The organism is Burkholderia sp. PvR073 (assembly GCF_054055695.1).
Genome location: NZ_JBSRXO010000018.1, coordinates 39,682 through 65,595 on the forward strand (window position 1 = coordinate 39,682; position 25,914 = coordinate 65,595).

Sequence of the window (25,914 nt, forward strand, 5' to 3'; positions counted from 1 at the left end):
CCTGTCTCAACACCGCCACGACTGCGTGGCGACCGTATCCGAATACTCATGTTACGGCTAAGCGAACTGAAACTCCCGCTCGATCACCCCGAGAGCGCCCTCGAAGCCGCGATTCGCGCGCGCCTCGAGGAGCTTGGCGTGGCGGCTGACGGGCTCCTCCGTTACACGGTGTTCCGCCGTGCGCACGATGCGCGCAAGCGCTCCGACATCAAGCTCACGTATATCGTCGATGTCGAGGTCAAGGACGAGGCATCCGTGCTTCCGCGACTCGCCGTCACGCCGCATTGCGCCGTGACGCCCGACATGGCGTACCACTTCGTCGCGAAGGCGCCCGAGCACGGCAACTTCCTGCGCCCGGTCGTCATCGGCATGGGGCCGTGCGGCCTGTTTGCGGGCCTGATCCTCGCGCAGATGGGGTTCCGTCCGATCATCCTCGAACGCGGCAAGGCCGTGCGCGAGCGCACCAAGGACACCTTCGGCCTGTGGCGCAAGAGCGTCCTCAATCCCGAGTCCAACGTGCAGTTCGGCGAAGGCGGGGCCGGGACGTTTTCCGACGGCAAGCTGTACAGCCAGATCAAGGATCCGCACCACTACGGCCGCAAGGTGCTCGACGAATTCGTCAAGGCCGGCGCACCGGAGGACATCCTGTATCTGAGCCGGCCGCACATCGGCACGTTCCGCCTCGTCAGCATGGTGGAAAAGATGCGCGCGACCATCCACGAACTGGGCGGCGAAGTGCGCTTCGAAAGCCGGGTCGAGGACATCGAGATCGATCAGGGCAAGGTGCGCTCGCTGACGCTGTCGAACGGCGAAACGCTGCGCTGCGACCACGTCGTGCTGGCCGTGGGCCACAGCGCGCGCGACACGTTCCAGATGCTGCACGATCGCGGCGTCTACGTCGAAGCGAAGCCGTTCTCGCTGGGCTTCCGGATCGAACATCCGCAGGGGCTGATCGATCGCAGCCGCTTCGGCAAGTTCGCGGGCCACAAGCAGCTCGGCGCGGCCGACTACAAGGTGGTCCACCACTGCAGCAACGGACGCGCGGTCTACAGCTTCTGCATGTGCCCGGGCGGCACGGTGGTCGCGGCGACTTCCGAGCCGGGCCGCGTGGTCACCAACGGCATGAGCCAGTATTCGCGCGCCGAGCGCAACGCGAACGCGGGCATCGTCGTCGGCATCACGCCGGAAGACTATCCGGGCGGCCCGCTCGCAGGCATCGCGTTCCAGCGCAAGTGGGAAGAGCGCGCGTTCGAACTCGGCGGCGGCGATTACAGCGCGCCGGGCCAGCTGGTCGGCGACTTCATCGCTGGCCGGCCGTCGACGTCGCTGGGCTCCGTGGTGCCGTCGTACAAGCCTGGCGTGCGCCCGACCGATCTCAGCACGGCGCTGCCCGACTACGTGATCGAAGCCATTCGTGAAGCGCTGCCGCAGATCGACAAGAAGATCGCCGGCTTCGCGATGCACGATGCGGTGCTCACGGGCGTGGAGACGCGCACGTCGTCACCGATCCGGATCCGTCGCAAGGACGATTACCAGAGCGTGAACGTCGAAGGGCTGTATCCGGCCGGCGAAGGCGCCGGATATGCGGGTGGCATCTACTCGGCGGCGATCGACGGGATCGAAGTCGCGCAGGCGGTGGCGCTCGATCTGATGTCGGCGCACGCGTCCTGATTGGTTGGCGAGACTCGGCGCACGCAGGTCGGTGCGCCGGGTGAAGCCGGCTTTTCAATCCCTGCCCGGGAATGAGATCGAATCGCCGTATCGGGCCGACGGCTTCCACCGCGATTTTCTGCTACTGGCTGAACGGTGAACTTCGCGCTTGTGCGCTGAAGCCACTCGTAAGCTCGGGTAGCTCAAGCGACCACTTGGCGCCGGATCTGTGACCACGCTGTCGCCCGAGGCCTTTGCTGGCCACACTCCGATGGTGCAGCAGTACCTGCGCCTTATCTGACAAAGTCTCGATCAGAAAGCTACGCCACGACCTACGCCCGGCAATTGCCTTCGGTTAGCAGCACTCTGCCCTCACACGCCTTTTGGCAGGCGCACCGCGAATATTGTTTCCGTCTGATCGGACCGCGCGTCAATACGGCCATGGTGTGCCTTTGCGATTTCGCTCGCGATGAACAAGCCGAGCCCCAAGCCAACATCGTCACCCGCTACGTCTGCTTGATGCGCTCCGCGCTGAAGCGGGTCGAAGATGCGGTCCAGCGTGCGCCGATCCATGGCCGGCCCACTATTCCTAATCTCGATGAGCACTTCCGCATCAGCCGATGCTGCCGCGACCCATACCGGTGTCTCGGGTGTTCCGTACTTAACGGCGTTGCTCACGAGATTGCTCAGCAACCGCTGCATTCGCTGATCATCCCAGTCACCTCGGAGGTCGCCGCTTACATCGAGATTGATTTCGCGATCGGGATGAGCCACCTGCAATTCCTCAACCACATTGGCGAGCACATGGGCGAGATCAATATTGCGGGGAACGACATTGATGCCTACCCCGAGCTGGGTCCGATTGAAGTCGCAGAGATCGTCAAGGAGGCCCTGCATCCGGCCACCGCTTCTGATCAGCCGGGCCGCGGCCTCCGACACCGCCTCCCCCGCATTGAGCGCGGCAAGATAGGACGCTGTTACGTGAATGGTCTGCAGCGGCGTACGCATGTCGTGACCCAGCATACCGAGCAACAAGTTGCGAGACTGCTCGACCTGTTCGGTAAAGAAAGCAAGCGATTCCGCCAGCGCTTGATCTATCGCTTCATTGAACCGAATCATGTCGTCCAGATCAGGCGGACTCGGCTCGCACTCGTCGATCCATAAGCGCAGCACACTGGCACGCAGCGCTCGATACTCGGCCGCCAACTGGTTGATGTTAAAGCCCCGTCGGGCCCGCAGAACGGCATGCGTCTGCGCGGCCGTCTCCGTGGCCTTCACCGGCTGGGGCGCGCGCCCCAACGATTTTTCACGTTGCTCTTCCGTTGTTTGCGGGGTCGTTATGTCCTTGGCTACGGCCTCCAGGATCTGGCGCGCGTGGTCGCGCAACGCGAGCGAATCCATGCTCCTGGCGGCTGGTAGCAGCGTGGCGGCAAACGCTTCCCACTGCACCAGGATCGGCTCTATGTTCCTAACAATGAAATCAGCTAGCCGCATGTCGCCCCTCATAACAGAATGACCGACGGGTGCTCGTACTTGCGCGATATTAAGTGAATACCGGGGACCGGCGCAATTACATCGAAAGCGAGGCATAATCCGGCCGTCGAATGCCCGCTACCCGTGAGAATCGAGCTGGAACAAGGCGGCAAAAATAATGGCGGTAAAGAACGCCGGGGCCATCCCCCTTGGAATCTGGTTCGTCGAACCATTTTGGCAGACGTAATGTCTTCTGCAGACATGTTGAACCAGAGCTTGTACCACCATCGCCAGACCGTTGATCTGCTATAGAAGGCCAATATCCGCTCTGGACGAAACGCCATGATCGCGGATATCGCGGTGCAGTATGCGATCACGAAAAAGCCGAAAATGACGCGGTAGGTCGATTCGTTCACGTAGCGGTCTCCGATCGACACATGGAGGAAATGGACAGAACGTCCGAAGTTCGATCAATGAACCCATACAGTCAGAATCTAGACTGTCGACCGCAAATGGCATGTCGGGATTAGCACTACGTTGCGTGTTGTGCCTGCAGCGCTACGCCCACGAGCTAGGACAGCCCCCTGTCGCTGCCGATTCCCCAACCCCTGCAACTGGCCAAACGGCGAACTTCGCGCGTGCCCGTCCGGCCCACTGGTAAACTCGGGCAACTCAAGCAACAACTTTACGCCGGATCTATGACCACGCTGTCGCCCGAGGCCTTTGCTGGCCACACCCCGATGATGCAGCAGTACCTGCGCATCAAGGCCGATCACCCCGACACGCTCGTCTTCTACCGGATGGGCGACTTCTACGAGTTGTTCTTCGAAGACGCGGAGAAAGCCGCGCGCCTGCTCGACCTGACCCTCACGCAACGCGGCGCATCGGCCGGCACGCCGATCAAGATGGCCGGCGTCCCGCACCACGCGGTCGAACAGTATCTGGCGAAGCTCGTGAAGATGGGCGAATCGGTCGCGATCTGCGAGCAGATCGGCGACCCGGCCACGTCGAAGGGGCCGGTCGAGCGCAAGGTCGTGCGCGTCGTCACGCCCGGCACGCTGACCGATGCCGCCCTGCTGTCCGACAAGAACGACGTCTACCTGCTTGCAATGTGCACGGGCCACAACAAGCGTGGCGTCGCGGTCAACATCGGCCTCGCGTGGCTGAACCTCGCGAGCGGCGCACTGCGGCTCGCCGAAATCGAACCCGACCAGCTCGGCGCCGCGCTCGAACGCATCCGGCCGGCCGAGATCCTGACGGCGGACGGCGCAACCGACGCGGTGCCCGCAGGCGCCGGCGCGATCAAGCGCGTGCCGGCATGGCACTTCGACATCGCATCGGGCACACAGCGCCTGTGCGACCAGCTGGACGTCGCGGGCCTCGACGGTTTCGGCGCGCATTCGCTGACGAGCGCGTGCGGCGCCGCGGGCGCGCTGCTGCTGTACGCGGCGGCCACGCAGGGCCAGCAACTGCGTCACGTGCGCAGCCTGAAGGTCGAGAACGAAACGGAATACATCGGGCTCGATCCGGCGACACGCCGCAACCTCGAGCTGACCGAAACGCTGCGCGGCACCGAATCGCCGACGCTGTACTCGCTGCTCGACACGTGCTGCACGACGATGGGCAGCCGCCTGCTGCGTCACTGGCTGCATCACCCGCCGCGCGCGTCGGTCGCCGCGCAATCGCGCCAGCAAGCGATCGGCGCACTGCTCGATGCGCCCGCGGACGCGAGCCTCGACGCACTGCGCAGCGCGCTGCGTCAGATCGCCGACGTCGAACGGATCACCGGGCGTCTCGCGCTGCTGTCCGCGCGGCCGCGCGACCTGTCGAGCCTGCGCGATACGTTCGCCGCGCTGCCGGCACTGCGTGAGCGCATCAGCGCGATCGTCGCGAACGCGGATGCGCTCACGCGCGTCGACGCGGCGCTCGCACCGCCCGCCGAATGCCTCGACCTGCTGACGAGCGCGATCGCCCCCGAGCCGGCCGCGATGGTGCGCGACGGCGGCGTGATCGCGCGCGGCTACGACGCGGAGCTCGACGAGCTGCGCGACATCTCCGAGAACTGCGGCCAGTTCCTGATCGATCTCGAAGCGCGCGAGCGCACCCGCACGGGCATCGCGAACCTGCGCGTCGAATACAACAAGGTGCACGGCTTCTACATCGAGGTCACGCGCGGCCAGACCGACAAGGTGCCCGACGATTATCGCCGCCGCCAGACGCTGAAGAATGCCGAGCGCTACATCACGCCCGAACTGAAGACCTTCGAGGACAAGGCGTTGTCCGCGCAGGAGCGCGCACTGGCCCGCGAGCGCGCGCTGTACGACGGCGTGCTGCAGGCGCTGCTGCCGTTCATTCCCGAATGCCAGCGCGTCGCGTCAGCGCTCGCGGAGCTCGACGTGCTCGCCGCGTTCGCCGAGCGTGCCCGCACGCTCGACTGGGTCGCACCGGCCTTCACCGACGAAATCGGCATCGAAATCGAACAGGGTCGCCACCCGGTCGTCGAAGCGCAGGTCGAGCAGTTCATCGCGAACGACTGCCGGTTCGGCGTCGAGCGCAAGCTGCTGCTGATCACCGGCCCGAACATGGGCGGTAAGTCGACGTTCATGCGCCAGACGGCGCTGATCGCGCTGATGGCGTATATCGGCAGCTACGTGCCCGCGAAGTCGGCCTGCTTCGGCCCGATCGACCGCATCTTCACGCGGATCGGCGCGGCCGACGACCTCGCCGGCGGCCGCTCGACCTTCATGGTCGAGATGACCGAAGCCGCCGCGATCCTCAACGACGCGACGCCGCAAAGCCTCGTGCTGATGGACGAAATCGGCCGCGGCACGTCGACGTTCGACGGCCTCGCGCTTGCGTGGGCCATCGCGCGTCACCTGCTGGCGCAAAACGGCTGCTACACGCTGTTCGCGACGCACTACTTCGAGTTGACGCAACTGCCGGCCGAATTCCCGCAAGCGGCGAACGTCCACCTGTCGGCCGTCGAGCACGGCCACGGCATCGTGTTCCTGCACGCAGTCAACGAAGGTCCGGCGAACCAGAGCTACGGGCTGCAGGTTGCGCAGCTCGCGGGTGTACCGGCGCCGGTGATCCGTGCCGCACGCAAGCATCTCGCGTATCTCGAGCAGCAGTCGGCCACGCAGCACACGCCGCAGCTCGACCTCTTCAGCGCGCCGCCCGCCGCGGCCGACGAACTCGAATGCGCGGATGCGCCGGCGGTGTCCGCCATCCCGCATCCGGCGCTCGAAAAGCTGCGCGACATCGATCCGGACGACCTCAAGCCGCGCGACGCGCTCGACCTGCTGTACGAACTGCGCACGCTCGTCCGCTCGCACGATGCCGACGGGCACGCATAAACGCCTCCCGCAGGGCCGGTCGGCCCGCACCGCCGCCGCCGCGCTAATCGCGGCGGTGCTCGCGCTGGCGCAGGCCGGCGCGCTGGCCGCGCCGCCCAAGCGTGCCTCCGCACCCTACTCGTTCGCGATCGTGTCGGGCGTGATCACCGCGCCGGCCGACGAACCGGCCGCGCAGCGACTGTTCGAATCGATCGCGCGCGAGCGCAATCTGGCTTTCGTCGTCTATGCGGGCGACATCAAGGGCACGAAGGAAGCGTGCCGCGACGCGCTGTATACGCAGCGCGGCGCGATCCTGGACGCGTCGCGCGTGCCGCTCGTGTTCATTCCCGGCCACGACGACTGGGTGACGTGCAACACCGCGGCCGGCGGCGGCTACGATCCGGTCGAACGTCTGGACTTCCTGCGGCAGACGCTGCTTGCCGACGCGGCGCTACCCGACGCCGGCGCACTTCAGATCACCCGCGAAAGCGAAGTCGCCCGGTTCCGGCCATATCGCGAAAACGCGCGCTGGATGCATGACGACGTCGTCTACGTCGCGCTGAACGCACCGGCACCGAACAACCATTACCTGACGGCGGGCGGCCGCAACGGTGAATTCGAGGACCGCATCATCGCGAACGGCTTCTGGATCGACCATGCGGCCGAATATGCGAAGCGGCGCGAAGCGCGCGCGATGGTGGTGATTTTTGAAGGCGATCCGCAGTTCGATCGCTATGAGCGAGCCGAACGCTTTGCGTGGTTGCGCTTCAACCGGCCGCGCATCCGCGATGGCTTCCGCGAGCTGAAACGAACGCTGGTGAAGGCGGCGGCGACTTTCCGCGGCCCGATCCTGGTGATGCACGCGAGCAGCGAGCCGCTTGCGAACGGCTTCCTGATCGATCGCCCGCTGCATGCGGACGACGGTGTGCTGGTGGGAAATGTGACGCGCGTCGCGATCGGACCGCGTCATCCGGCGAATCAGTGGGTGAAGGTGAGCGTGTCGCCGGCACGACAGACGATCTTCAACGTGAGCCTGCAGGACGTGCCGAAGAACCTGCCGATCCCGCCCGCACTGCCAGCCGTGCCGCGCGACGATGTGCCGCTGCCGCAGATGCCGGAAATTCCGGCGTTGCCGGCACTGCCCGACTCATCGTCGGTCGCGCCGCCGCTGCAAGGCGACGGCACGACGCCGGGTGCGCCGCCCCCTGCTTCAGGGCCGGCGCCCGGCCTGCCCGCTAGTTCAGTGCAGAGTCCGCCCTGACGGCGTGTCGCCGTCACCGTCCTCGTCTTCGTCCTCGTCGACGATTTCGAGGCCTTCCGCGCCGTGCGCGTGCTCATGCTCGATCTCGTCCTCGGTCGCTTCGCGAACGTCCTTGACCGTGAGCGCGAAACGCAGCGCCATGCCCGCGAGCGGGTGGTTGCCGTCGAGCACGACCTTGTCTTCGGCGACGTCGGTGACCGTGTAGATCAGCGAATCCACTTCCTCGTCGCCGTCTTCCGGCGTGCCTTCGAACTGCATGCCCACTTCGAGCGGCTCGGGAAAACGATCGCGCGGCTCGATCTTCACGAGTTCGGGATCGTAGTCGCCGAACGCGTCCTGCGGCTCGAGCTGAATCTGCGCCTGGTAACCGGGCTCGTGGCCGTCGAGCTGTTCCTCGATCTTGGGGAACGTGCCATCATAGCCGCCGTGCAGATAGACCATCGGCTCGTCGCTTTCCTCGATCAGATTGCCTTGTGCATCCGACAGCTTGTAAGTGACAGACACGACGGTGTTTTTTGCGATTTTCATCCAATTCTCCCAAATACAAGTCTCATTATACGATGCGCAACCGGTCTCAAGCCGAACCGCGGGATGCCGCTGCCGCCCCGTTCGGCGCGCCGCCTTCCGATCTTCCCACACCGCTGCTCGGCGGTCTCTCGCCCGCGCAATTCATGCGCCGCTACTGGCAGAAGAAGCCGCTGCTGATCCGCCAGGCGATCCCCGGCGTGAAGCCGCCGGTCACGCGCGACGCGCTTTTCGAACTGGCGGCCGACTATGACGCCGAGTCGCGACTGATCACCCATTTTCGTAACAAGTGGCAACTCGCGCACGGCCCATTCGAGCCGGGCGCGCTGCCCGCCGTGTCGCGCAAGGCCTGGTCCCTGCTCGTGCAGGGGCTCGACCTGCACGTCGACGCGGCACGCGCGCTGCTCGACCGCTTCCGCTTCATCCCGGACGCACGCCTCGACGACCTGATGATTTCGTACGCGACGGACGGTGGCGGCGTCGGCCCGCACTTCGACTCGTACGACGTGTTCCTGCTGCAGGTCGAGGGCCGGCGCCGTTGGCGCATCGGCGCGCAGAAGGATCTGTCGCTGCAGCCGGACGTGCCGCTGAAGATCCTCGAGCATTTCGAGCCGAGCGACGAGTGGGTGCTGGAGCCGGGCGACATGCTGTACCTGCCGCCGCACATCGCGCACGACGGCGTGGCAGAAGGCGAATGCATGACCTGCTCGATCGGCTTTCGGGCACCGTCCGCCGGCGAGCTGGGCGCGCAATTCCTGTACTACCTCGCGGAACGCGGCGGCCTGCGTGACGAGCGCGGCGACACACTCTACCGCGACCCGAAGCAGCCGGCGGTCGACACGCCGGCGCAACTGCCGCCGGCGATGGTCGAGCGCGTGGCCGAGATCGTCGATGCGATCCGCTGGCGCAAGCGCGACGTCGCCGAATTCCTCGGCTGCTACCTGAGCGAGCCGAAACCGAGCGTCGTATTCGAGCCGCCGGCACGCCCGCTGTCCGAGGCCGCGTTCGTTACGCAGGCGTCACGCCGAGGCGTGTATCTCGACAGAAGGGCCGCATTGATGTATAACGCGCGATCGTACTTCATTAATGGTGAAGAAGAACCGCTCGAGCAAGCCGGCGAATGGCTGCCCGAACTGGCCAATCTGCGCCATATGGAGGCGAAACGGTTTGTAACACTCTCCCGGGCTCCCTCCATGACAGCCTTGCTGCACGAGTGGTATTGTGCGGGCTGGATACGGGTCGGAAACCGGATTTAGTGAGTTGCCCCGTATGCCCATGCAGATCAAATTCTGTATGGGAAAGACAACGTATTGACCCCGCATTTGTCGACGGTCGATAGGAAAGTGCATATAATTTCCGCCCAAGCCGTAGGGAAGATTCACGCTCTAGAAGTGCGTCTCCACCAGCGGCCCAGGTCGGTGTTGGAGCACATTACCGGTATTGTTTCGCGCTGTTGCTTACCTTTAACCATAAAAGGACGTGATCATGAAGAAATCCCTCCTCGTAGCTTCCCTGTTGGCTGCTGTTGCACTGGCTGCTTGCAACAAGAGCGCTGATCAAGCTGCTTCGTCGGCTGCTAGCGACGCATCGGCTGCTGCTTCGTCGGCTGCTTCGGCAGTTGCTGGTGCTGCGAGCGACGCTTCGGCTGCTGCTTCGTCGGCTTCGGCTGCTGCGAGCGATGCAGCTGCTGCTGTGGCGTCGGCTGCTTCGGCAGCGACGGCTGCTCCGGCTTCGGGCGCAAGCCAGTAAGCCTCAGCATCAGCTGAAAAAAAACCGGCCCTCTGGGCCGGTTTTTTTATGTCTGTCGGTTCCGCATCTCGCGCCCGGCAGCCAGGACGGCCAAGACGCCGCCCCGCCCCTCTTGCGCCCGCTCAGCCGAGCGTCAGCCAGTCGAAGCCCGCGTCCTGCGTGGCCACGACCACCTCCTCCCCGTCCGTTCCCAGCACGCCGGCCAACGCCTGGCGCGCCAGCTCGGGCCGATTGTTCTGCTGGCTCAGGTGCGCCGCGACCAGATGCTGGAGGCGGCTGCGTTCGAGCGACGCGAGGATGTCGGCGGCGGCATCGTTGCTCAGGTGGCCGTGATTGCCGCCGATCCGCGCCTTCAGCGACTGCGGATAGCGGCTCCCGGCCAGCATCGCGGTATCGTGGTTGGATTCGAGCACCAGCGCGTCACAGCCGCTCAGGACAGTCGTGATGTGCGGCGTGGCCATCCCGACGTCGGTCAGCACGCCGAGCCGGCGGCAACCGTCCATAAAGACGAACTGGAGCGGTTCCCGCGCGTCGTGGGGCACCGTATAGGGCATCACGGCCAGATCACGTATCGCGGCCGTCTCGTCGCCCCACAACACGTGGAGATCGACGTCGGCCTCGTCCGCGCCGACCGCACGCGCCGTGCCCCAGCTCATGTAGAGCGGCAGCGACCCGCGCCGCGCGAGCGTCAACGCGCTGCCGACGTGGTCGCTGTGTTCGTGGGTGATGAGGATCGCATCGAGATCGTCGATGCCGAGATTCAGGCGGCCGAGGCGGCGCTCGACCTCCTTCGCTGAAAAACCGCAGTCGAGCAGCACGCGGGTGGTCGTCGTGCCGCTCGCGACCTCGACGACCAGTGCGTTGCCTTCGCTGCCGCTACCGAGGCTGGCGAAGCGCACGCGTTCAGTTCAGTTCGGCGTGCAGCAGCGAAATGATCCGCTGCGCGTCCGACGAGTTGTCGACCTTGCCGCTGGCGTCGACCACCGCGACCTGCGTGCCGCTGCCTTGGGCGCGCACGTTGACCAGGTATTCCTTGCCGGGCTTGGCCGCCGCCGGGCCGCCGTAGAACAGCTTGCCGAACAGTCCGTCGCGCTTGAGCTCTTCCATCGTGTTCGCGTAGCGGACCGTGTACAGGCCCTTCTCGCGGTCGCGATTGTCGACCGCGAAATTGGTGCGGTCGAGCGCAAGACCGACCCGCAGCCATGCGCGGTCGAACGATTCAGCCAGTTGCAGCGTCGCGGCGCCGCTGCTCGCGTCGCCAACCTGCGCCGGCGCCGTCGCCGGACGCGCGTCCGTCAGCAGCTGCTTCGCCTGCGCGTCGCTCAGGCCGAACTTCTGCATCAGCTTCGACAGGAACACGGCTTCGAGCACCGGGTTGCGCGGACGCTCTTCCCAGCGCGACGACGTACCGCCCTGCGGACCGACCATCATTTCCTCCATCGCGCTGTGCGTGATCGAGATGTCGGTGTTGCCGTTCGACGTGCGGTTCACGAGCGTACGGAAACGGTCGCGCGTGCCGGACGAGTATGCGAAGTCGATGACCTTGCCGATCGTGCGGCGGAACCAGTCGTCGGGAATGTTCGCGCGGTTCTCGGCCCAGTCGGTGGCCATGATGCCGGTCGACGGTGCGTCGGTCTTCAGCGAGAAGCCGTTCTCCTGCCAGAATTCCTTCAGGATCGGCCACAGCTGCTCGGGCGTGCGCCCGTCCACGACGAGCCAGCGGCGGTCGCCGTCGCGCTCGATATGCATGCCGAGCGGATCCTGCGCGCTCGGGACGCCGTCGGTCGCGTTGCCGGCGGCCGTCGTCGCCCGCGGCGGCAGCGTGCCGAGACCTGCGTTGCTCGGCGGCGCGACGAACTGCTGGGTCGTCGGCACCGGCTTCAGGTCGCTCGGCACCGCGAGCGGCGGCGCCGAACCCGTGTTCTTGTAGTTGACCCGGTCAGGAGCCAGATAGTCGTTCAGCGTATCGCAGCCGGCGAGCGCGCCCAGCGCCAGCGCCACCACCGAAACCTGGATGGCGCGAGATGAAAAGGCGAAACGTTTCATGAAATCCTTCGTCTTGCTAGAGCGCTCGTCAGGAGCGGCGCCGGACGGAGCCGGCCGGTGCGGGTTGATGAGGGGTGCCGGCGGCCGCAGGACGCGGCCGCCTGTGCATCAGGCGAGGACGCCGGCCTCGACCAGGGCCGAACGCACGACATCGTGACAGCGCTCGTCGAGCGGCGTAAGCGGCAGGCGGATGCCGCCCTGCATCTTGCCCATCGCCTGCAGCGCCCACTTCACCGGAATCGGGTTCGCCTCGATGAACAGGTTCTTGTGCAGCGACAGCAGCTTCATGTGCAGCGCGCGCGCCGTGGCGACGTCGCCGGCCAGCGCCGCGCGGCACAGGTCGCTCATCGCGCGCGGTGCGACGTTCGCCGTCACCGAAATGTTGCCGTGGCCGCCGAGCAGCATCAGCGCGATCGCGGTCGGATCGTCGCCGCTGTAGATCGCGAAATGCTTCGGCGCGGCCTTGATCAGGTGCGCGGCGCGATCGATGTTGCCCGTCGCTTCCTTCACGCCGATGATGCCCGGCACCTGCGCGAGGCGCAGCGTCGTCTCGTGCGCCATGTCCGCGACCGTGCGGCCCGGCACGTTGTACAGGATCACCGGCAGGTCGACCGCTTCGGCGATCGACTTGAAGTGCCGGTACATCCCTTCCTGCGTGGGCTTGTTGTAGTACGGCACGACCTGCAGCGTCGCGTCGGCGCCGACGGCCTTCGCGTGCTTCGTCAGTTCGATCGCCTCCGCGGTCGAATTGCCGCCCGCGCCCGCGATGATCGGGATGCGCTTCGCCGCATGCTCGACCGCCGTGCGGATCATCAGGATGTGCTCTTCGACGTTGAGCGTTGCCGACTCGCCACTCGTGCCGACCACGACGATTGCGTCGGTGCCTTCCGCGATGTGCCAGTCGATCAGTTTGCGAAACGCCGGCAGATCGAGACTGCCGTCTTCGAGCATCGGAGTGACGATCGCGGGGATGCTGCCGCGGATTTGAATGCCGTCTTGGGTGCCGTTAGCCATGAAACGCGATTGATTGATGTACCGGTAAACGTTGAGATTGTAGCGGATTAGCCGGGCAGTTCGTAACGTGGAATTCCCGCCCCCGCCGTCGGGGTCGCGCCCTCACGTACCGCGCAGATGCGCTGCACGAACGCCTCGCGCGGCCCGGCGACGAATCCGTCCTCGTAAGCGACCACCCGCAGGCGGCCGCGCACCGCGTCCAGCAACTCGCCCGGAGCGAGCAGGAATGCGGGATTGGACGGTTTGCCGACCGTTTCGTTTCCTTGCGCGAAGGTTTCGTAGATGAGCACACCGCCCGGCGCCACCGCATCGAGCAGATGGGGCCAGAGCGGACGATGCAGATAATGGGTGACGATCACCGCCGCGAACGACGCGCCGGCCTGCAGCGGCCAGGGTGCGCCCTCGAGATCGGCGTCGCGCACATCGACACCTGCGATCGCCCGCAATGCGGCCAGCGCGGCCGGATCACGGTCGAGCGCGACGACCGGATGCCCGTGCGACGCAAACCAGCGCGCATGGCGGCCGCCGCCCGCGGCGACGTCGAGCACCGCACCGCCCGCCGGGACGAGCCGCGACCACCGGGCGACCCAGCGCGACGGCTCGGTCTGGGCGACGTGGCCGCCCGCGGCGACAATGACGGATTCGCGCATGCCGTCACCTCAGGTGTACGACAGGCCCATCGCCTCACGCACGTCGCGCATCGTCTCGACCGCGTGCTTGCGCGCCTTGTCGCAGCCGTCCGCGACGATCGCGCGCAGCAGCGACGGATCGTCCATGTACTTCTGCGCGCGCTCGAGCATCGGCTGCTGTTCGCGCAGGATCCCTTCGACGACCGGCTGCTTGCAGTCGAGGCAGCCGATGCCCGCCGAACGGCAGCCGTGCTGCACCCACTCGTGCGTCGTGGCGTCCGTGTAGACCTGGTGCAGCTGCCACACCGGGCATTTGTCGGGATCGCCCGGATCGGTGCGGCGCACGCGCGCCGGATCGGTCGGCATCGTGCGGACCTTCTTCGTGATCGTCTCCGCGTCTTCGCGCAGGCCGATCGTATTGCCGTACGACTTCGACATCTTCTGGCCGTCGAGGCCCGGCATCCGGGACGCTTCGGTCAGGAGCGCCTGCGGCTCGACCAGGATGATCTTGCGCGCGCCTTCGAGATAGCCGAACAGGCGCTCGCGGTCGCTCATCGACAGGCTCTGCGATTCCTGCAGCATCGCGCGCGCCTGTTCGAGCGCCTCGTCGTCGCCCTCCTGCTGGTATGCATTGCGCAGCTCGTGATAGAGCTTCGCGCGCTTGCCGCCGAGCTTCTTCGCGGCTTCGAGCGCCTTCTCCTCGAAGCCCGGCTCGCGGCCGTACAGGTAGTTGAAGCGGCGCGCGATCTCGCGCGTCATCTCGACGTGCGGCACCTGGTCTTCACCGACCGGCACGAGCGAGCCGCGATACAGCAGGATGTCGGCGGCCATCAGCACCGGGTAGCCGAGAAAGCCGTAGGTCGACAGATCCTTGTCCTTCAGCTTCTCCATCTGCTCCTTGTAGGTCGGCACGCGCTCAAGCCAGCCGAGCGGCGTGCTCATGCCCAGCAGCAGCGCGAGTTCCGCATGCTCGGGCACCTTGCTCTGGATGAACAGCGTCGCCTGCGCCGGATCGATGCCGGACGCGAGCCAGTCGATCAGCACGTCCCACACGTTCTTCTCGATGACCTCGGGCGTCTCGTAGTGCGTCGTCAGCGCATGCCAGTCGACCACGCAGAAGAAACACGGGTACTCGGACTGCAGCTTCACCCAGTTTTTCAGCACGCCGTGGTAGTGGCCGAGGTGCAGCGACCCGGTGGGTCGCATGCCGGAGAAAATACGATCTGGGAACATGATTGTCGTTAGAAAAGCGAGGCGAAGGGAGACAGGATGGCGCTCAGCACGCCGGCCGCGGCGTTCACGAGCGGACGCAGCCAGAAATTCGTCAGCACGCCCGTCGCGACCAGCGCGAGGACGATGATGAAACCGTACGGCTCGATGCGCGACAGCGCGATCGATTGCTTCGGCGGCAGCAGCGCCGCCAGGATACGGCCGCCGTCGAGCGGCGGCAGCGGAAACAGGTTCAGCACGCCAAGCACCAGGTTCGCGCTGACGCCCGCATAGGCCATCCGCGTGAAGAACGGCTCGTCGACGCCGGCCGCGGGCAGCACGATGGTCAGCACGCCCCAGATCAACGCCTGCACGAAGTTGCAGGCCGGGCCCGCGAGCGCGACCCACAGGCTGCCCCAGCGCGGATTGCGCAGGTTGCCGAACGAGACCGGCACCGGCTTCGCATAGCCGAACAGGAACGCGCCGCCGGTCAGGAAATACATCGCGAGCGGGATCGCGATCGTGCCGAGCGGATCGATGTGGCGCATCGGATTGAAGGACACGCGCCCCATCATGTAGGCGGTGTTGTCGCCGAGCAGGCGCGCGGCATAGCCGTGCGCGGCCTCGTGCAGCGTGATCGCGAAGATCACGGGCAGCGCGTAGACAGCGATGGTCTGTATCAGGGAAGCATCCATATCGCGTTATTGTAACAAGCGCATTCGCGCAAAAATGAACGGCGTGCGCTTACGCGGCCACGAGCCCGAACGGTTCGAGCGCGCCGCGCCCCGCACGCACGAGCTGCGGCTCGTCGCCCGTGAGGTCGATCACCGTCGACGGCTCGCGCGGACACGCACCGCCGTCGATCACGAGATCGACCTGCTTCTCGAGCCGCGCGCGGATATCCTCCGGATCGTTGAGCGGCTCGTCGTCCGGCGGCAGGATCAGCGTCGTGCCGAGCAGCGGCTGCCCCAGCGATTCGAGCAGCGCGAGCGTGATCGCGTGATCGGGCACGCGCAGCCCGATCGTCTTGCGCGACGGGTGCGACAGCCGGCGCGGCACTTCCTTCGTCGCCTGCAGGATGAACACGTACGGACCCGGCGTCACCGACTTGATCTGTCGATACTGGCGGTTGTCCACCATCGCGAAGTTGGCCAGCTCCGACAGGTCGCGCACGAGCAGCGACAGGTGCTGCTTCTCGTCGAGGCCGCGGATGCGGCGCACGCGCTCGACCGCGTCCTTGTCGTCGAGGTGGCACGCGAGCGCGTAGCTCGAATCGGTCGGCATCGCGATCACGCCGCCCTTGCTGACGATGTCCGCGGCCTGCTTGATCAGGCGCGGTTGCGGATTATCGGGATGAATCCTGAAGAACTGGGACATGGGGGCACGTAAAGGGGGAAAAGTCGGATGCGGGCGCGACGGGCACCGCGTGCGGCAAGCGGCCGCTGCGCGTCAGAGCCAGCGTTCCCAGACCGGTTTCAGGTCGGGCGGCAACGGCGGCAGGCCGCCGAGCTCGATGCGGCCCTCGCCCGGCGCGTGGAAATCCGAACCGCGCGACACTTCGAAGCCGAAGCGGCGGGCGACGTCCGCGTATTCGCGGTACTGGTCGGGCGTGTGGCTGCCCGTGATGACCTCGATCGCGCGGCCGCCGAGATCGATGAATTCGCCGAAGAACGCGTCGAATTCGACCGGCGTATAGCGGTAGCGGCCCGGGTGAGCGACCACGGCCTCGCCGCCCGCCGCACGAATCCACGCGACCGCATCGGACAATGTCGCCCAGCGGTGCGGGACGAATCCGGGCTTGCCGTCGCCGAGCAGGCGGTCGAACACGTCGGATGTGGATTCGGCGTGGCCGTGCTCGACGAGAAAGCGCGCAAAGTGGGTACGGGAGATCAGGTCGGGATTCGATACGTACTTCAGCGCGCCTTCATACGCGCCGGGGATGCCGAGCGTCTCGAGCTGCGCGGCGATCGCCTGCGCGCGGGCGGCACGGCCGTGGCGCGTGCGATAGAGGCCGTCGACGAGCGTCGGGTTCGACGGATCGATGTGCAGCCCGACGATGTGCACGGTGCGCGACGCCCACGTGACCGAAATCTCGACGCCGCTCAGGTAGCGCATGCCGAGCGCTTGCGCCTCGCTGCGCGCCGCCGCCTGGCCGCCGATCTCGTCGTGGTCGGTCAGCGCCCACAGCGTCACGCCACCGGCATGGGCGCGGCGCGCGACGTCGGCAGGCGACAGCAACCCGTCGGAAACATTCGAATGGCAGTGGAGATCAGCGTTCATTGTCGGTATGGCAGGTGAAGCTTCATTCTACTGCAATGCGGCAATTCCGCCGCCCGCCTGCCCTGCCGCTACCGCCGCCGGCCTACGCGCAGAAGGCCTCGATCAGCGCCGCGATCTGCTCCGGCTGGTCGTGGTGGACCATGTGGCCGGCATCCTCGACGAGCTTTTCGCGCCAGTCGGGGAACGCGCCGAAGCGCGCCTTGAACTCCGGCAGCGGGATATCGCCCGCGAGGTACGCGAGCGTCGGCGAAGCGACGGCCTCGACGTGCAGCACCTTCGCGCGCACCTGCTTCCAGACGGCCATCACCTCGTCGAGCCGGTACAGCATGGGGCCCGCCATCTTGTGCGCGGGGTCCGCCAACAGGTGGTACAGGCCGTCGTCGCCGCGCTTCGACCAGTGCGCGGCAAGGAACGCGGCGCGGCGCGGATCGAGCCGCGGATTGGTCTTGACCAGCCGGGCCGCCACGTCGTCGAGCGACGCGTACGGGCGCAGCACCGGCGGCTCGCGCAGCTCGTCGAGCCAGCCGCGCAGCCGGCGCGGCGCCTGCTCGGCCCGCGCGGGGGCGAGCCCGAACCCTTCGAGATCGACCACGCGCCGCACGCGCTCCGGCCGCGCGCCCGCGTACAGGCATACGACGTTCGCGCCCATGCTGTGCCCGACCAGATTGACTTCGCCGGTCGGCGCATAGTGATCGACGAGCGCATCGAGGTCGCCCAGATATTCGTGGAACCAGTAATGACCGCCGCCGTGCCGTGCGACCGGCCAGTCGGACAGGCCGAAGCCGCGCGCATCCGGCGCGATCACCTGCCAGTCGCCGGCGAGCGCGTCAACGACGAACTGGAACGACGCCGCGACGTCCATCCAGCCGTGCAGCATGAACAGCGTCGGCGCATCGGGCCGGCCCCAGCGCCGCACATGCAGCTTGACGCCGCGCACCGTGACGAAATCGGAAACAGAACTCGAGGCACTCATTGCAGCCGCCGAAAAAAGAATGGTCGTTCGATTATAGCGTTGACGCTTGCGTTCCGGCGGCCGGCAGTCGAGGCCGCTCTCTAGCGCCAGGGAAGCCGATGGCGCGTGCAAGCGGCGCACCGGATGCCCGCGGCATGGCGCCGAACGCTCGTGCGGCCGGCCTGCGGCCGCTTTCGCACCGCGGCAGCCGGCGTCCCGCAGCCGCCCTAACCCGCCGCGTTGCCGTCCGCCGCGTCCTGCGCGGCGAGTTCGTCCAGCTCCGCCTGCTCGAAGCCGGCGGTGCGGCGCGCGTCGAAATTGAATGGACCGCGCAGCCGCGGCGCATGGTACTGCTCGGCGAGCTCGCGGTAGGCAGGCACCGGATCGCGGCCGGCCGCGTCGCACAAGTGCCGGAACCAGCGGTTCCCGATCGCGACATGGCCAATCTCGTCGCGCAGGATCACGTCGAGGATCGCCGCGGATGCGTCGTCGCCCGCCTGCACGAGCCGCGCGCGGATCGGCGGCGACGCGTCGAGCCCGCGCGCCTCGAGCGTGCGCGGCACGAGCGCCATCCGCGCGAGCACGTCGGCCTTGGTCCGCTCGCACATCTCCCACAGCCCGTTGTGCGCGGGAAAATCGCCGTATGCATGCCCGAACCCGGCCAGCCGGTCGGACAGCAGCGTGAAGTGATAAGCCTCCTCGGCCGCGACCTTCAGCCAGTCCGCATAGAACGCGTCCGGCATCCGGGCGAAGCGCCACACGGCGTCGAGCGCGAGGTTGATCGCATTGAATTCGATATGCGCGAGCGCGTGCAGCAACACCGCGCGCCCCGCAGGCGAGCGCATGCTGCGACGCTCGAGCTGGCGCGGCTCGACAAGCGGCGGGCGCGCCGGGCGGCCCGGCAGGTCGGCCGGTTCGTCCAGGTCGAGCGCCGGCGCGATCGCGGCCTGCCCGCCCAGCAGTGCGTCGTACAGCGCGCGGACCTGCGCGGCCTTCGCGGCCGGCTCGGACATCCGCAGCGCGTCGAGCGCGGCGCGGCGCACACAGCGCGGCGCGGCGGTGAAAGAAGAAGGCTCCATGCTCGTCCAACGGGGCGTCCGTGCGCATCGCGGGAGCGCATGCACGCGACGGTTTACAATATGCGTTTGTGCCGCGACGCAATGCGCCCGGCACGCCAGACGCGCCATTCTACCGGCGCCCATCATCGAAGAGACCAGGAGACTCCGTGACGATCTACAAACTGGGCGAGACGGCCCCGACGATCCACGAAAGCGTATTCGTCGCCGATACGGCGGCCATCATCGGCAAGGTCGTGCTGGAGGAAAACGCGAGCGTCTGGTTCGGCGCGACGATTCGCGGCGACAACGAGACGATCACGGTCGGCACCGGCAGCAATGTCCAGGAAGGCGCGGTCCTGCACACTGACCCCGGTTTTCCCCTGACGATTGCGGAAAACGTGACGATCGGGCACCAGGCGATGCTGCACGGATGCACGATCGGCGAAGGTTCGCTGATCGGGATTCAGGCGGTGGTCTTGAATGGTGCGGTCATCGGCCGCAACTGTCTGGTTGGTGCAGGCGCGGTCGTGACGGAAGGCAAGGTGTTCCCGGACAACTCGCTGATTCTCGGCGCCCCGGCGAAAGTCGTGCGCGAGCTGTCGGCGGACGACATCGCGCGGCTGCGCGCCAATGCGAAGACGTACGTCGAGCGACGTGCGCATTTCAAGGAGCAACTCGTGCGGATCGGGTGATTCGCGCGATTTCAAGGAAGAAGAGTGAGCGACCAGTTACAGAAATTCATGTTCAATTCGGCACCCGTGCGCGGCGAAATCGTGTCGCTGCGCAACACGTGGCAAGAGGTGCTTTCCCGCCGTGACTACCCTGCCCCGGTGCGCACGGTGCTCGGCGAGATGATGGCCGCGTGTGCACTGCTGTCCGCGAACCTGAAATTTCACGGCACCCTGATCATGCAGATCTTCGGCGACGGGCCGGTCCAGATGCTGGTCGTCCAGTGCAGCTCGGACCTGTCGATGCGCGCCACGGCCAAGTTCGCCGGCGACGCGGCGCAGACGATCGGCGACGACACGAGCTTTGCGTCGCTCGTCAACGCGAGCGGCCACGGCCGTTGCGTGATCACGCTCGACCCGGCCGAGAAGCTGCCGGGCCAGCAGCCGTACCAGGGCATCGTGCCGCTGAACGGCGTCGACGGTCCGCTCGAATCGGTGTCGCAGGTGCTCGAGCACTATATGCATCACTCGGAGCAGCTCGACACGCGGCTGTGGCTCGCGGCCGATCGCGACCGCGCGGTCGGCATGCTGCTGCAGAAGCTGCCGGGCGACGGCGGCATCGTGCCGCGCAACGCCGAGACGGACATCGATACCTGGGAGCGTGTCTGCACGCTCGGCGGCACGCTGTCCGCGAAGGAACTGCTCGAGGTCGAACCGGAAGTCGTGTTCCGCCGGCTCTTCTGGCAGGAAAACGTGCAGCACTTCGAACCGGCCGGTACGCGCTTCCAGTGCTCGTGCTCGCGCGAGAAGGTCGGCGCGATGCTGCGCATGCTCGGTCGCGATGAAGTCGACAGCGTGATCGTCGAGCGCGGTCACGTCGAGATTCACTGCGAGTTCTGCAACCAGCGCTACGAGTTCGATCCCGTCGACGTCGCGCAGTTGTTCGCCGCGCCGGAACTCGCGACCGGCATCACGCCCGCGACCGACCAGCGTCACTGAGCCGCGCGTCCGTGCCCGCGATGCGGGCGCGGGCGCATAATGACGCATGAGCGTCGCACGCACGGCTCAGCTCAGTTGCCGCAGGCCTGGCCTTCGGTGCAAGCCGCTTCTCGCTGTCGGCGCGCTGCTGGAGAGATACATGAATCGCCCGTTCCGCACCCTCGTCCTGACCAGCGTCGCCGCCGGCACGCTGGCCCTCGCCGGCTGCGCGGTGCAGCCGCCTTCGTCGACGATCCTCAGCCGCCTGCCCGAACCGGGCGCATCGGGCGGCCAGCCGCCCGCGCTGTCGAGTGCGGAACGCAAACGCTACGACGATATCGACCGGCAGGTGCTGCGCGAGCAGAACGATGCAATGGCAGCCGAGGCAGCCGCACGCGCGTGGGCGTATTACTCGCCGCCGCCCGTGACAGTCTATGGCGGCTATTACGGCGGTTGGGGAAACCGGTGGGGCACCGGCATCGGCTATGGCTACGGTTACCCGGGCTGGTGGTGGTGATGCGCGAACGCGCTGATCGACCCGATTGAAAACTGGCAGGAAATAAAAAAGCGCGGCATTTCCCGCGCTTTTTCAATGGTTCGGACTGCCGTGCTCAGTGATGCGCGGGCTTGCCCTTCTCGCCGCCGTGATGCCGCGACGGCTTTGCAATCGACTGCGGGTTCGGCACGACACGCACGGGCGCCGCGGACACGGCGCCACGCGTCGACGTGTTGGACGGCGTGGTGTTCAGCGGCCCGGCCGGCGTGTTCGGCGACACGAACTGCACGAACACTTCGCCGTCCTTCACCATGCCCATCTCGTAGCGCCCACGCTCCTCGATGGCCGCGGTGCCGCTTTGCAGATCCTGCACTTCCCCCGCGATCCGTTCATTGCGCAGCTTCTCGTCCGCGTTCTTCTGCAGCTGATCGCCGAGTTGCTGACGCAATTCGTGCACCCGCAACCAGCCGCCGTGTCCCCACCATAGGGGGTACTGAATGAGCGCCAGCAAGGCAATCAGGACGACAGTGACAAGCCGCATGTAAGAGACGCAGATATAAGAAGCGCCGCTTCGCGCGAATGCACGGAGCGGCGTCGAGGTGACGAACCCGATAGTAACGCGTTAGCGCAGGTTATAGAAAGCCGATTTGCCCGGGTAGCTCGCGATATCGCCGAGATCTTCCTCGATACGCAGCAGCTGGTTGTACTTCGAGATGCGGTCGCTGCGCGACAGCGAACCCGTCTTGATCTGACCGGCGTTCAGGCCGACCGCGATGTCCGCGATCGTCGAATCTTCCGTTTCGCCCGAGCGGTGCGAGATCACGGCCGTGTAGCCCGCGCGCTTCGCCATTTCGATTGCCGCGAACGTTTCGGTCAGCGTACCGATCTGGTTGATCTTGATGAGGATCGAGTTCGCGATGCCCTTCTCGATGCCTTCCTTCAGGATGCGCGTGTTCGTGACGAACAGGTCGTCGCCGACGAGCTGCACCTTCTTGCCGAGGCGCTCGGTCAGCAGCTTCCAGCCTTCCCAGTCGCTTTCGTGCATGCCGTCCTCGATCGACACGATCGGGAACTTGTCGGCGAGCGTCGCGAGGTAGTCGGTGAATTCGGCCGACGACAGTTGCAGGCCTTCGCCGGCGAGCTGGTACTTGCCGTCATGGTAGAACTCGGAGGCCGCGCAGTCGAGCGCGAGCAGCACGTCTTCGCCCGCACGGTAGCCGGCCTTCTCGATCGCCTGCAGGATCGTCGACAGGCACTCGTCGTTGCTGCCGAAGTTCGGTGCGAAGCCGCCTTCGTCGCCGACTGCCGTGCTCATGCCGCGGTCGCTCAGGATCTTCTTCAGCGCGTGGAACACTTCCGCGCCGCAACGCAGGGCTTCACGGAACGTCGGCTGGCTGACCGGGACGATCATGAATTCCTGGATGTCGAGGCTGTTGTTCGCGTGCGCGCCGCCGTTGACGATGTTCATCATCGGGACCGGCAGCTGCATCGCGCCCGAGCCGCCGAAGTAGCGGTACAGCGGCAGGCCGGCTTCTTCGGCCGCTGCCTTCGCGACGGCCATCGACACGGCCAGCATCGCGTTCGCGCCGAGGCGCGACTTGTTGTCGGTGCCGTCCAGCTCGAGCAGGGTCTTGTCGAGGAACGCCTGTTCCGACGCGTCGAGGCCCATGATGGCTTCGGAGATTTCGGTGTTGATGTGCTCGACCGCCTTCAGCACGCCCTTGCCGTTGTAGCGGCCGGCTTCGCCGTCACGCAGTTCGATCGCTTCACGCGAGCCGGTGGACGCGCCCGACGGCACCGCCGCGCGGCCCATCGTGCCCGATTCGAGCAGCACGTCGCATTCGACGGTGGGGTTTCCGCGCGAATCCAGAATCTCGCGGCCGATGATATCTACGATTGCACTCATGGGTTTCCTCTGAGAATGACGATGGATTCTTCAAACTGCGACGACACGCGTGCCGAAACTGCTTTCGCTACAGACGCGCGAAGCCGCCGCAAGGTTCATTCGATCTTTAGTTGAAATCGTTTTCCAGGAACGGATGGCGCTTCACCGCCTGGTCGAGCGTGACGAGGGTCTCCAGCAACGCGCCCATCCGGTTCAGCGGCACCGCGTTCGGGCCGTCCGACTTCGCTTCGGCCGGATTCGGGTGCGTTTCCATGAACAGGCCCGCGACGCCCGTCGCGACCGCGGCACGCGCGAGCACCGGCACGAATTCGCGCTGGCCGCCCGAGCTCGTGCCCTGCCCGCCCGGCAGCTGCACCGAGTGGGTCGCGTCGAACACGACCGGCGCGCTCGTCTCGCGCATGATCGCGAGCGAACGCATGTCGGACACGAGGTTGTTGTAGCCGAACGAGACGCCGCGCTCGCACGCCATGAAGCGGTCTTCCGACAGGCCGGCTTCACGCGCCGCTTCGCGCGCCTTGTCGATCACGTTCTTCATGTCGTGCGGCGCGAGGAACTGGCCCTTCTTGATGTTGACGGGCTTACCCGAGCGCGCGCACGCATGGATGAAGTCGGTCTGGCGGCACAGGAACGCGGGCGTCTGCAGCACGTCGACGACCGACGCGACCTGCTCGATCTCGTCGATCGAATGCACGTCGGTCAGCACCGGCAGACCGAGCTGGCGCTTCACTTCGCCGAGGATCCGCAGGCCCTCGTCCATTCCGAGGCCGCGAAACGACTTGCCCGAGCTGCGGTTCGCCTTGTCATAGGACGACTTGTAGATGAACGGCACGTTCAGCTTCTCGCAGATCTCCTTCAGGCGGCCCGCCGTGTCGATCGTCATTTGCTCCGATTCGACGACGCAGGTACCCGCGATCAGGAAGAAAGGCTGGTCGAGACCGACCTCGAAATCGCACAGCTTCATGCTTTCACTCCGCGCGCTTGCTTGTTGGCGAGCGCGGCTTCGACGAACGATTTGAACAGCGGATGGCCGTCACGCGGCGTCGACGTGAATTCCGGGTGGAACTGGACGCCGACGAACCACGGGTGCATCGAACGCGGCAGCTCCATCATTTCCGGCAGATCCTCGCTCGGGGTACGGGCGCTGATGATAAGGCCGCCGGCTTCGAGCTGGGGCACGAAGCGGTTATTGACTTCATAACGGTGGCGATGGCGCTCGTTCACGTCCTTGCCATAGATCTCTTCGGCCATCGTGCCCGGCTTGATCGGGCAGCGCTGCGAGCCGAGGCGCATCGTGCCGCCGAGATCCGACTCTTCGGTGCGCGTCTCGACCTTGCCATCGCGGTCGTACCACTCGGTGATCAGCGCGACCACGCGTTCCGGCGTTTCCGGATCGAATTCCGTGCTGTTCGCCTGTTTCAGGCCGACGACGTCGCGTGCGAATTCGATCACCGCGAGCTGCATGCCGAGACAGATGCCGAGGTATGGCACCTTCGACTCGCGCGCGTAGCGGATCGCCCCGATCTTGCCTTCCGTGCCGCGACGGCCGAAACCGCCCGGAACGAGCACCGCATCCAGGTGCTTCAGGCTGTCGACACCGTTCGCCTCGATCTCTTCCGAGTCGATGTACTCGATGTTGACCTTGGTCGACGTGTGCAGCGATGCGTGGCGCAGCGCCTCGATCAGCGACTTGTACGACTCGGTCAGATCGACATACTTGCCGACCATGCCGATCGTGACTTCGTGCTTCGGGTTTTCCAGCTTCTCGACGAGCTCCGACCACATGCTCAGGTCGGCGTCCTTCGGCGACAGCTTCAGCTCCTCGCAGATGATCCGGTCGAGGCCCTGGTCGTGCAGCATCTGCGGAATCTTGTAGATGCTGTCGGCGTCCCACACCGAAATCACCGCGTCTTCCGGCACGTTCGAGAACATCGAGATCTTCTTCGATTCGTCGTCGGGGATGCGGCGATCCGCACGGCACAGCAGCACGTGCGGCAGGATGCCGATCTCGCGCAGCTTCTGCACGCTGTGCTGGGTCGGCTTCGTCTTCAGCTCGCCGGCCGTCGCGACGTACGGCACGAGCGTCAGGTGCACGAAGCACGCGCTGTTGCGGCCGAGGCGCAGGCTCATCTGGCGCGCGGCTTCCAGGAACGGCAGCGACTCGATGTCGCCGACGGTACCGCCGATCTCGACGATCGCGACGTCCGGCTCGCCGCAGGTGGCCGATGCCGCCCCGCGCTCGATGAATGCCTGGATTTCGTTCGTGATGTGCGGGATCACCTGCACGGTCTTGCCGAGATAGTCGCCGCGGCGTTCCTTGCGGATCACCGATTCGTAGATCTGGCCGGTCGTGAAGTTGTTGGCCTTGCGCATCTTCGTGCTGATGAAGCGCTCATAGTGGCCGAGGTCGAGGTCGGTCTCCGCTCCGTCTTCCGTCACGAACACTTCGCCGTGCTGGAACGGGCTCATCGTGCCGGGGTCGACGTTGATGTAGGGATCGAGTTTGAGGAGGGTGACTTTCAGACCGCGCGATTCAAGGATCGCGGCGAGAGAGGCGGCGGCAATACCCTTGCCGAGGGAAGAAACTACGCCGCCGGTGACGAAAACATATTTGGTCATCGCTGGATGCTCGCGGGAAAAACGGATTATACCGTAAAGCCCGCCCTTCTCTCAGCAATTGGCGCGATG

General features: G+C 66.0%; 25 protein-coding genes. 8 read left to right on the forward strand and 17 right to left on the reverse strand.

The window, feature by feature from the left end; translation table 11 throughout:
- The first annotated feature begins 48 nt into the window (after nucleotides 1-48).
- On the forward strand, nucleotides 49-1,671 hold the full coding sequence (locus ACVK00_RS32155) for an NAD(P)/FAD-dependent oxidoreductase (RefSeq protein WP_284898544.1): 1,623 nt from the start codon (nucleotides 49-51) through the stop codon (nucleotides 1,669-1,671).
- Between the two features lie 351 nt (nucleotides 1,672-2,022).
- Here the strand turns inward: ACVK00_RS32155 and ACVK00_RS32160 are convergent, their stop codons facing one another.
- Nucleotides 2,023-3,144 (reverse strand): sensor histidine kinase, encoded by a 1,122-nt coding sequence (locus tag ACVK00_RS32160; RefSeq protein ID WP_284898545.1) that lies wholly within the window; start codon nucleotides 3,142-3,144, stop codon nucleotides 2,023-2,025.
- 677 nt (nucleotides 3,145-3,821) lie between these two features.
- Here ACVK00_RS32160 and mutS point away from each other — a divergent pair.
- Nucleotides 3,822-6,479: a DNA mismatch repair protein MutS gene (gene mutS, locus ACVK00_RS32165; protein ID WP_228904769.1), complete on the forward strand. Its 2,658-nt coding sequence runs from the start codon at nucleotides 3,822-3,824 to the stop codon at nucleotides 6,477-6,479.
- The gene (locus tag ACVK00_RS32170; protein ID WP_284898547.1) at nucleotides 6,460-7,719 is read left to right on the forward strand and encodes a hypothetical protein; all 1,260 of its coding nucleotides are present in this window, start codon (nucleotides 6,460-6,462) and stop codon (nucleotides 7,717-7,719) included. The genes mutS and ACVK00_RS32170 overlap by 20 nt, the downstream gene beginning before the upstream one ends.
- Here ACVK00_RS32170 and ACVK00_RS32175 read toward each other — a convergent pair.
- Nucleotides 7,699-8,247, reverse strand: a complete 549-nt coding sequence (locus ACVK00_RS32175) for an FKBP-type peptidyl-prolyl cis-trans isomerase (protein WP_166722624.1) — start codon at nucleotides 8,245-8,247, stop codon at nucleotides 7,699-7,701. The two genes, ACVK00_RS32170 and ACVK00_RS32175, sit on opposite strands and share 21 nt — an antisense overlap.
- A 32-nt stretch (nucleotides 8,248-8,279) precedes the next feature.
- Between ACVK00_RS32175 and ACVK00_RS32180 the strand changes: the two genes are divergently transcribed.
- Both ACVK00_RS32180 and ACVK00_RS32185 read left to right on the forward strand, forming a co-directional pair.
- On the forward strand, nucleotides 8,280-9,500 hold the full coding sequence (locus ACVK00_RS32180; RefSeq protein ID WP_284898550.1) for a cupin domain-containing protein: 1,221 nt from the start codon (nucleotides 8,280-8,282) through the stop codon (nucleotides 9,498-9,500).
- A 54-nt stretch (nucleotides 9,501-9,554) separates the two neighbouring features.
- Nucleotides 9,555-9,800, forward strand: a complete 246-nt coding sequence (locus ACVK00_RS32185; protein ID WP_011657350.1) for a hypothetical protein — start codon at nucleotides 9,555-9,557, stop codon at nucleotides 9,798-9,800.
- 20 nt (nucleotides 9,801-9,820) lie between these two features.
- Here ACVK00_RS32185 and ACVK00_RS32190 read toward each other — a convergent pair whose 3' ends face one another.
- The 11 genes from ACVK00_RS32190 to ACVK00_RS32240 all read right to left on the reverse strand — a co-directional run bounded on the left by ACVK00_RS32190 (nucleotide 9,821) and on the right by ACVK00_RS32240 (nucleotide 19,202).
- A complete protein-coding gene (locus ACVK00_RS32190) occupies nucleotides 9,821-10,003 on the reverse strand; it encodes a hypothetical protein (protein ID WP_011657351.1) in 183 nt (60 codons plus the stop codon).
- Nucleotides 10,004-10,115: 112 nt separating this feature from the next.
- Nucleotides 10,116-10,892: an MBL fold metallo-hydrolase gene (locus tag ACVK00_RS32195; RefSeq protein ID WP_105787627.1), complete on the reverse strand. Its 777-nt coding sequence runs from the start codon at nucleotides 10,890-10,892 to the stop codon at nucleotides 10,116-10,118.
- Between the two features lie 4 nt (nucleotides 10,893-10,896).
- Complete coding sequence (gene bamC / locus ACVK00_RS32200; protein WP_006751603.1) at nucleotides 10,897-12,039, reverse strand: outer membrane protein assembly factor BamC; 1,143 nt, start codon at nucleotides 12,037-12,039, stop codon at nucleotides 10,897-10,899.
- 108 nt (nucleotides 12,040-12,147) lie between these two features.
- The gene (dapA, locus tag ACVK00_RS32205; protein ID WP_006751602.1) at nucleotides 12,148-13,053 is read right to left on the reverse strand and encodes a 4-hydroxy-tetrahydrodipicolinate synthase; all 906 of its coding nucleotides are present in this window, start codon (nucleotides 13,051-13,053) and stop codon (nucleotides 12,148-12,150) included.
- Nucleotides 13,054-13,100: 47 nt separating this feature from the next.
- The gene (locus tag ACVK00_RS32210) at nucleotides 13,101-13,703 is read right to left on the reverse strand and encodes a class I SAM-dependent methyltransferase (RefSeq protein WP_228904777.1); all 603 of its coding nucleotides are present in this window, start codon (nucleotides 13,701-13,703) and stop codon (nucleotides 13,101-13,103) included.
- 9 nt (nucleotides 13,704-13,712) lie between these two features.
- Complete coding sequence (locus tag ACVK00_RS32215) at nucleotides 13,713-14,915, reverse strand: tryptophan--tRNA ligase (protein WP_011657355.1); 1,203 nt, start codon at nucleotides 14,913-14,915, stop codon at nucleotides 13,713-13,715.
- An 8-nt stretch (nucleotides 14,916-14,923) separates the two neighbouring features.
- Entirely contained in the window at nucleotides 14,924-15,586 is a 663-nt protein-coding gene (locus ACVK00_RS32220) for a site-2 protease family protein (RefSeq protein ID WP_011657356.1), read from the reverse strand.
- 49 nt (nucleotides 15,587-15,635) lie between these two features.
- The gene (locus ACVK00_RS32225; protein WP_212071590.1) at nucleotides 15,636-16,268 is read right to left on the reverse strand and encodes an L-threonylcarbamoyladenylate synthase; all 633 of its coding nucleotides are present in this window, start codon (nucleotides 16,266-16,268) and stop codon (nucleotides 15,636-15,638) included.
- A 72-nt stretch (nucleotides 16,269-16,340) separates the two neighbouring features.
- Nucleotides 16,341-17,171 (reverse strand): 3',5'-nucleoside bisphosphate phosphatase, encoded by an 831-nt coding sequence (locus ACVK00_RS32230; protein ID WP_284898560.1) that lies wholly within the window; start codon nucleotides 17,169-17,171, stop codon nucleotides 16,341-16,343.
- An 82-nt stretch (nucleotides 17,172-17,253) separates the two neighbouring features.
- Entirely contained in the window at nucleotides 17,254-18,144 is an 891-nt protein-coding gene (locus ACVK00_RS32235) for an alpha/beta fold hydrolase (protein WP_228904782.1), read from the reverse strand.
- Between the two features lie 206 nt (nucleotides 18,145-18,350).
- Entirely contained in the window at nucleotides 18,351-19,202 is an 852-nt protein-coding gene (locus ACVK00_RS32240; RefSeq protein WP_228904785.1) for a ferritin-like domain-containing protein, read from the reverse strand.
- A gap of 146 nt (nucleotides 19,203-19,348) precedes the next feature.
- On the opposite strand from ACVK00_RS32240, the gene ACVK00_RS32245 reads away from it, so the two are divergent.
- The 3 genes from ACVK00_RS32245 (at nucleotide 19,349) to ACVK00_RS32255 (ending at nucleotide 21,344) form a co-directional block, all read left to right on the forward strand.
- Nucleotides 19,349-19,873, forward strand: a complete 525-nt coding sequence (locus ACVK00_RS32245) for a gamma carbonic anhydrase family protein (protein WP_006761906.1) — start codon at nucleotides 19,349-19,351, stop codon at nucleotides 19,871-19,873.
- 24 nt (nucleotides 19,874-19,897) lie between these two features.
- Nucleotides 19,898-20,848, forward strand: a complete 951-nt coding sequence (gene hslO / locus ACVK00_RS32250) for an Hsp33 family molecular chaperone HslO (RefSeq protein WP_105834244.1) — start codon at nucleotides 19,898-19,900, stop codon at nucleotides 20,846-20,848.
- 139 nt (nucleotides 20,849-20,987) lie between these two features.
- Entirely contained in the window at nucleotides 20,988-21,344 is a 357-nt protein-coding gene (locus ACVK00_RS32255; protein ID WP_166726314.1) for a hypothetical protein, read from the forward strand.
- Nucleotides 21,345-21,438: 94 nt separating this feature from the next.
- Here the strand turns inward: ACVK00_RS32255 and ftsB are convergent, their stop codons facing one another.
- The 4 genes from ftsB to ACVK00_RS32275 form a co-directional block, all read right to left on the reverse strand.
- Nucleotides 21,439-21,864, reverse strand: coding sequence for a cell division protein FtsB (gene ftsB, locus ACVK00_RS32260; protein ID WP_006751591.1), 426 nt, complete (start codon nucleotides 21,862-21,864; stop codon nucleotides 21,439-21,441).
- Nucleotides 21,865-21,945: 81 nt separating this feature from the next.
- Complete coding sequence (eno, locus tag ACVK00_RS32265) at nucleotides 21,946-23,229, reverse strand: phosphopyruvate hydratase (protein ID WP_006751590.1); 1,284 nt, start codon at nucleotides 23,227-23,229, stop codon at nucleotides 21,946-21,948.
- Nucleotides 23,230-23,335: 106 nt separating this feature from the next.
- The gene (kdsA, locus tag ACVK00_RS32270) at nucleotides 23,336-24,190 is read right to left on the reverse strand and encodes a 3-deoxy-8-phosphooctulonate synthase (protein ID WP_006761902.1); all 855 of its coding nucleotides are present in this window, start codon (nucleotides 24,188-24,190) and stop codon (nucleotides 23,336-23,338) included.
- Entirely contained in the window at nucleotides 24,187-25,845 is a 1,659-nt protein-coding gene (locus ACVK00_RS32275) for a CTP synthase (protein WP_006751588.1), read from the reverse strand. Before ACVK00_RS32275 ends, kdsA begins: the two co-directional genes overlap by 4 nt.
- Nucleotides 25,846-25,914 lie beyond the last annotated feature (69 nt).

Bases quoted from the DNA above. Each gene is read 5' to 3' on its own strand.
- ACVK00_RS32175 (WP_166722624.1), bottom strand. From the start codon at position 8,247: ATGAAAATCGCAAAAAACACCGTCGTGTCTGTCACTTACAAGCTGTCG.
- dapA (WP_006751602.1), bottom strand. From the start codon at position 13,053: ATGGCTAACGGCACCCAAGACGGCATTCAAATCCGCGGCAGCATCCCC.
- ftsB (WP_006751591.1), bottom strand. From the start codon at position 21,864: ATGCGGCTTGTCACTGTCGTCCTGATTGCCTTGCTGGCGCTCATTCAG.
- ACVK00_RS32190 (WP_011657351.1), bottom strand. From the start codon at position 10,003: ATGCTGAGGCTTACTGGCTTGCGCCCGAAGCCGGAGCAGCCGTCGCTG.
- eno (WP_006751590.1), bottom strand. From the start codon at position 23,229: ATGAGTGCAATCGTAGATATCATCGGCCGCGAGATTCTGGATTCGCGC.
- ACVK00_RS32225 (WP_212071590.1), bottom strand. From the start codon at position 16,268: ATGTCCCAGTTCTTCAGGATTCATCCCGATAATCCGCAACCGCGCCTG.
- ACVK00_RS32160 (WP_284898545.1), bottom strand. From the start codon at position 3,144: ATGCGGCTAGCTGATTTCATTGTTAGGAACATAGAGCCGATCCTGGTG.
- ACVK00_RS32275 (WP_006751588.1), bottom strand. From the start codon at position 25,845: ATGACCAAATATGTTTTCGTCACCGGCGGCGTAGTTTCTTCCCTCGGC.
- ACVK00_RS32220 (WP_011657356.1), bottom strand. From the start codon at position 15,586: ATGGATGCTTCCCTGATACAGACCATCGCTGTCTACGCGCTGCCCGTG.
- bamC (WP_006751603.1), bottom strand. From the start codon at position 12,039: ATGAAACGTTTCGCCTTTTCATCTCGCGCCATCCAGGTTTCGGTGGTG.
- ACVK00_RS32210 (WP_228904777.1), bottom strand. From the start codon at position 13,703: ATGCGCGAATCCGTCATTGTCGCCGCGGGCGGCCACGTCGCCCAGACC.
- ACVK00_RS32240 (WP_228904785.1), bottom strand. From the start codon at position 19,202: ATGGAGCCTTCTTCTTTCACCGCCGCGCCGCGCTGTGTGCGCCGCGCC.
- mutS (WP_228904769.1), top strand. From the start codon at position 3,822: ATGACCACGCTGTCGCCCGAGGCCTTTGCTGGCCACACCCCGATGATG.
- kdsA (WP_006761902.1), bottom strand. From the start codon at position 24,190: ATGAAGCTGTGCGATTTCGAGGTCGGTCTCGACCAGCCTTTCTTCCTG.
- ACVK00_RS32170 (WP_284898547.1), top strand. From the start codon at position 6,460: ATGCCGACGGGCACGCATAAACGCCTCCCGCAGGGCCGGTCGGCCCGC.
- ACVK00_RS32230 (WP_284898560.1), bottom strand. From the start codon at position 17,171: ATGAACGCTGATCTCCACTGCCATTCGAATGTTTCCGACGGGTTGCTG.
- ACVK00_RS32180 (WP_284898550.1), top strand. From the start codon at position 8,280: ATGCGCAACCGGTCTCAAGCCGAACCGCGGGATGCCGCTGCCGCCCCG.
- ACVK00_RS32155 (WP_284898544.1), top strand. From the start codon at position 49: ATGTTACGGCTAAGCGAACTGAAACTCCCGCTCGATCACCCCGAGAGC.
- ACVK00_RS32235 (WP_228904782.1), bottom strand. From the start codon at position 18,144: ATGAGTGCCTCGAGTTCTGTTTCCGATTTCGTCACGGTGCGCGGCGTC.
- ACVK00_RS32255 (WP_166726314.1), top strand. From the start codon at position 20,988: ATGAATCGCCCGTTCCGCACCCTCGTCCTGACCAGCGTCGCCGCCGGC.
- ACVK00_RS32215 (WP_011657355.1), bottom strand. From the start codon at position 14,915: ATGTTCCCAGATCGTATTTTCTCCGGCATGCGACCCACCGGGTCGCTG.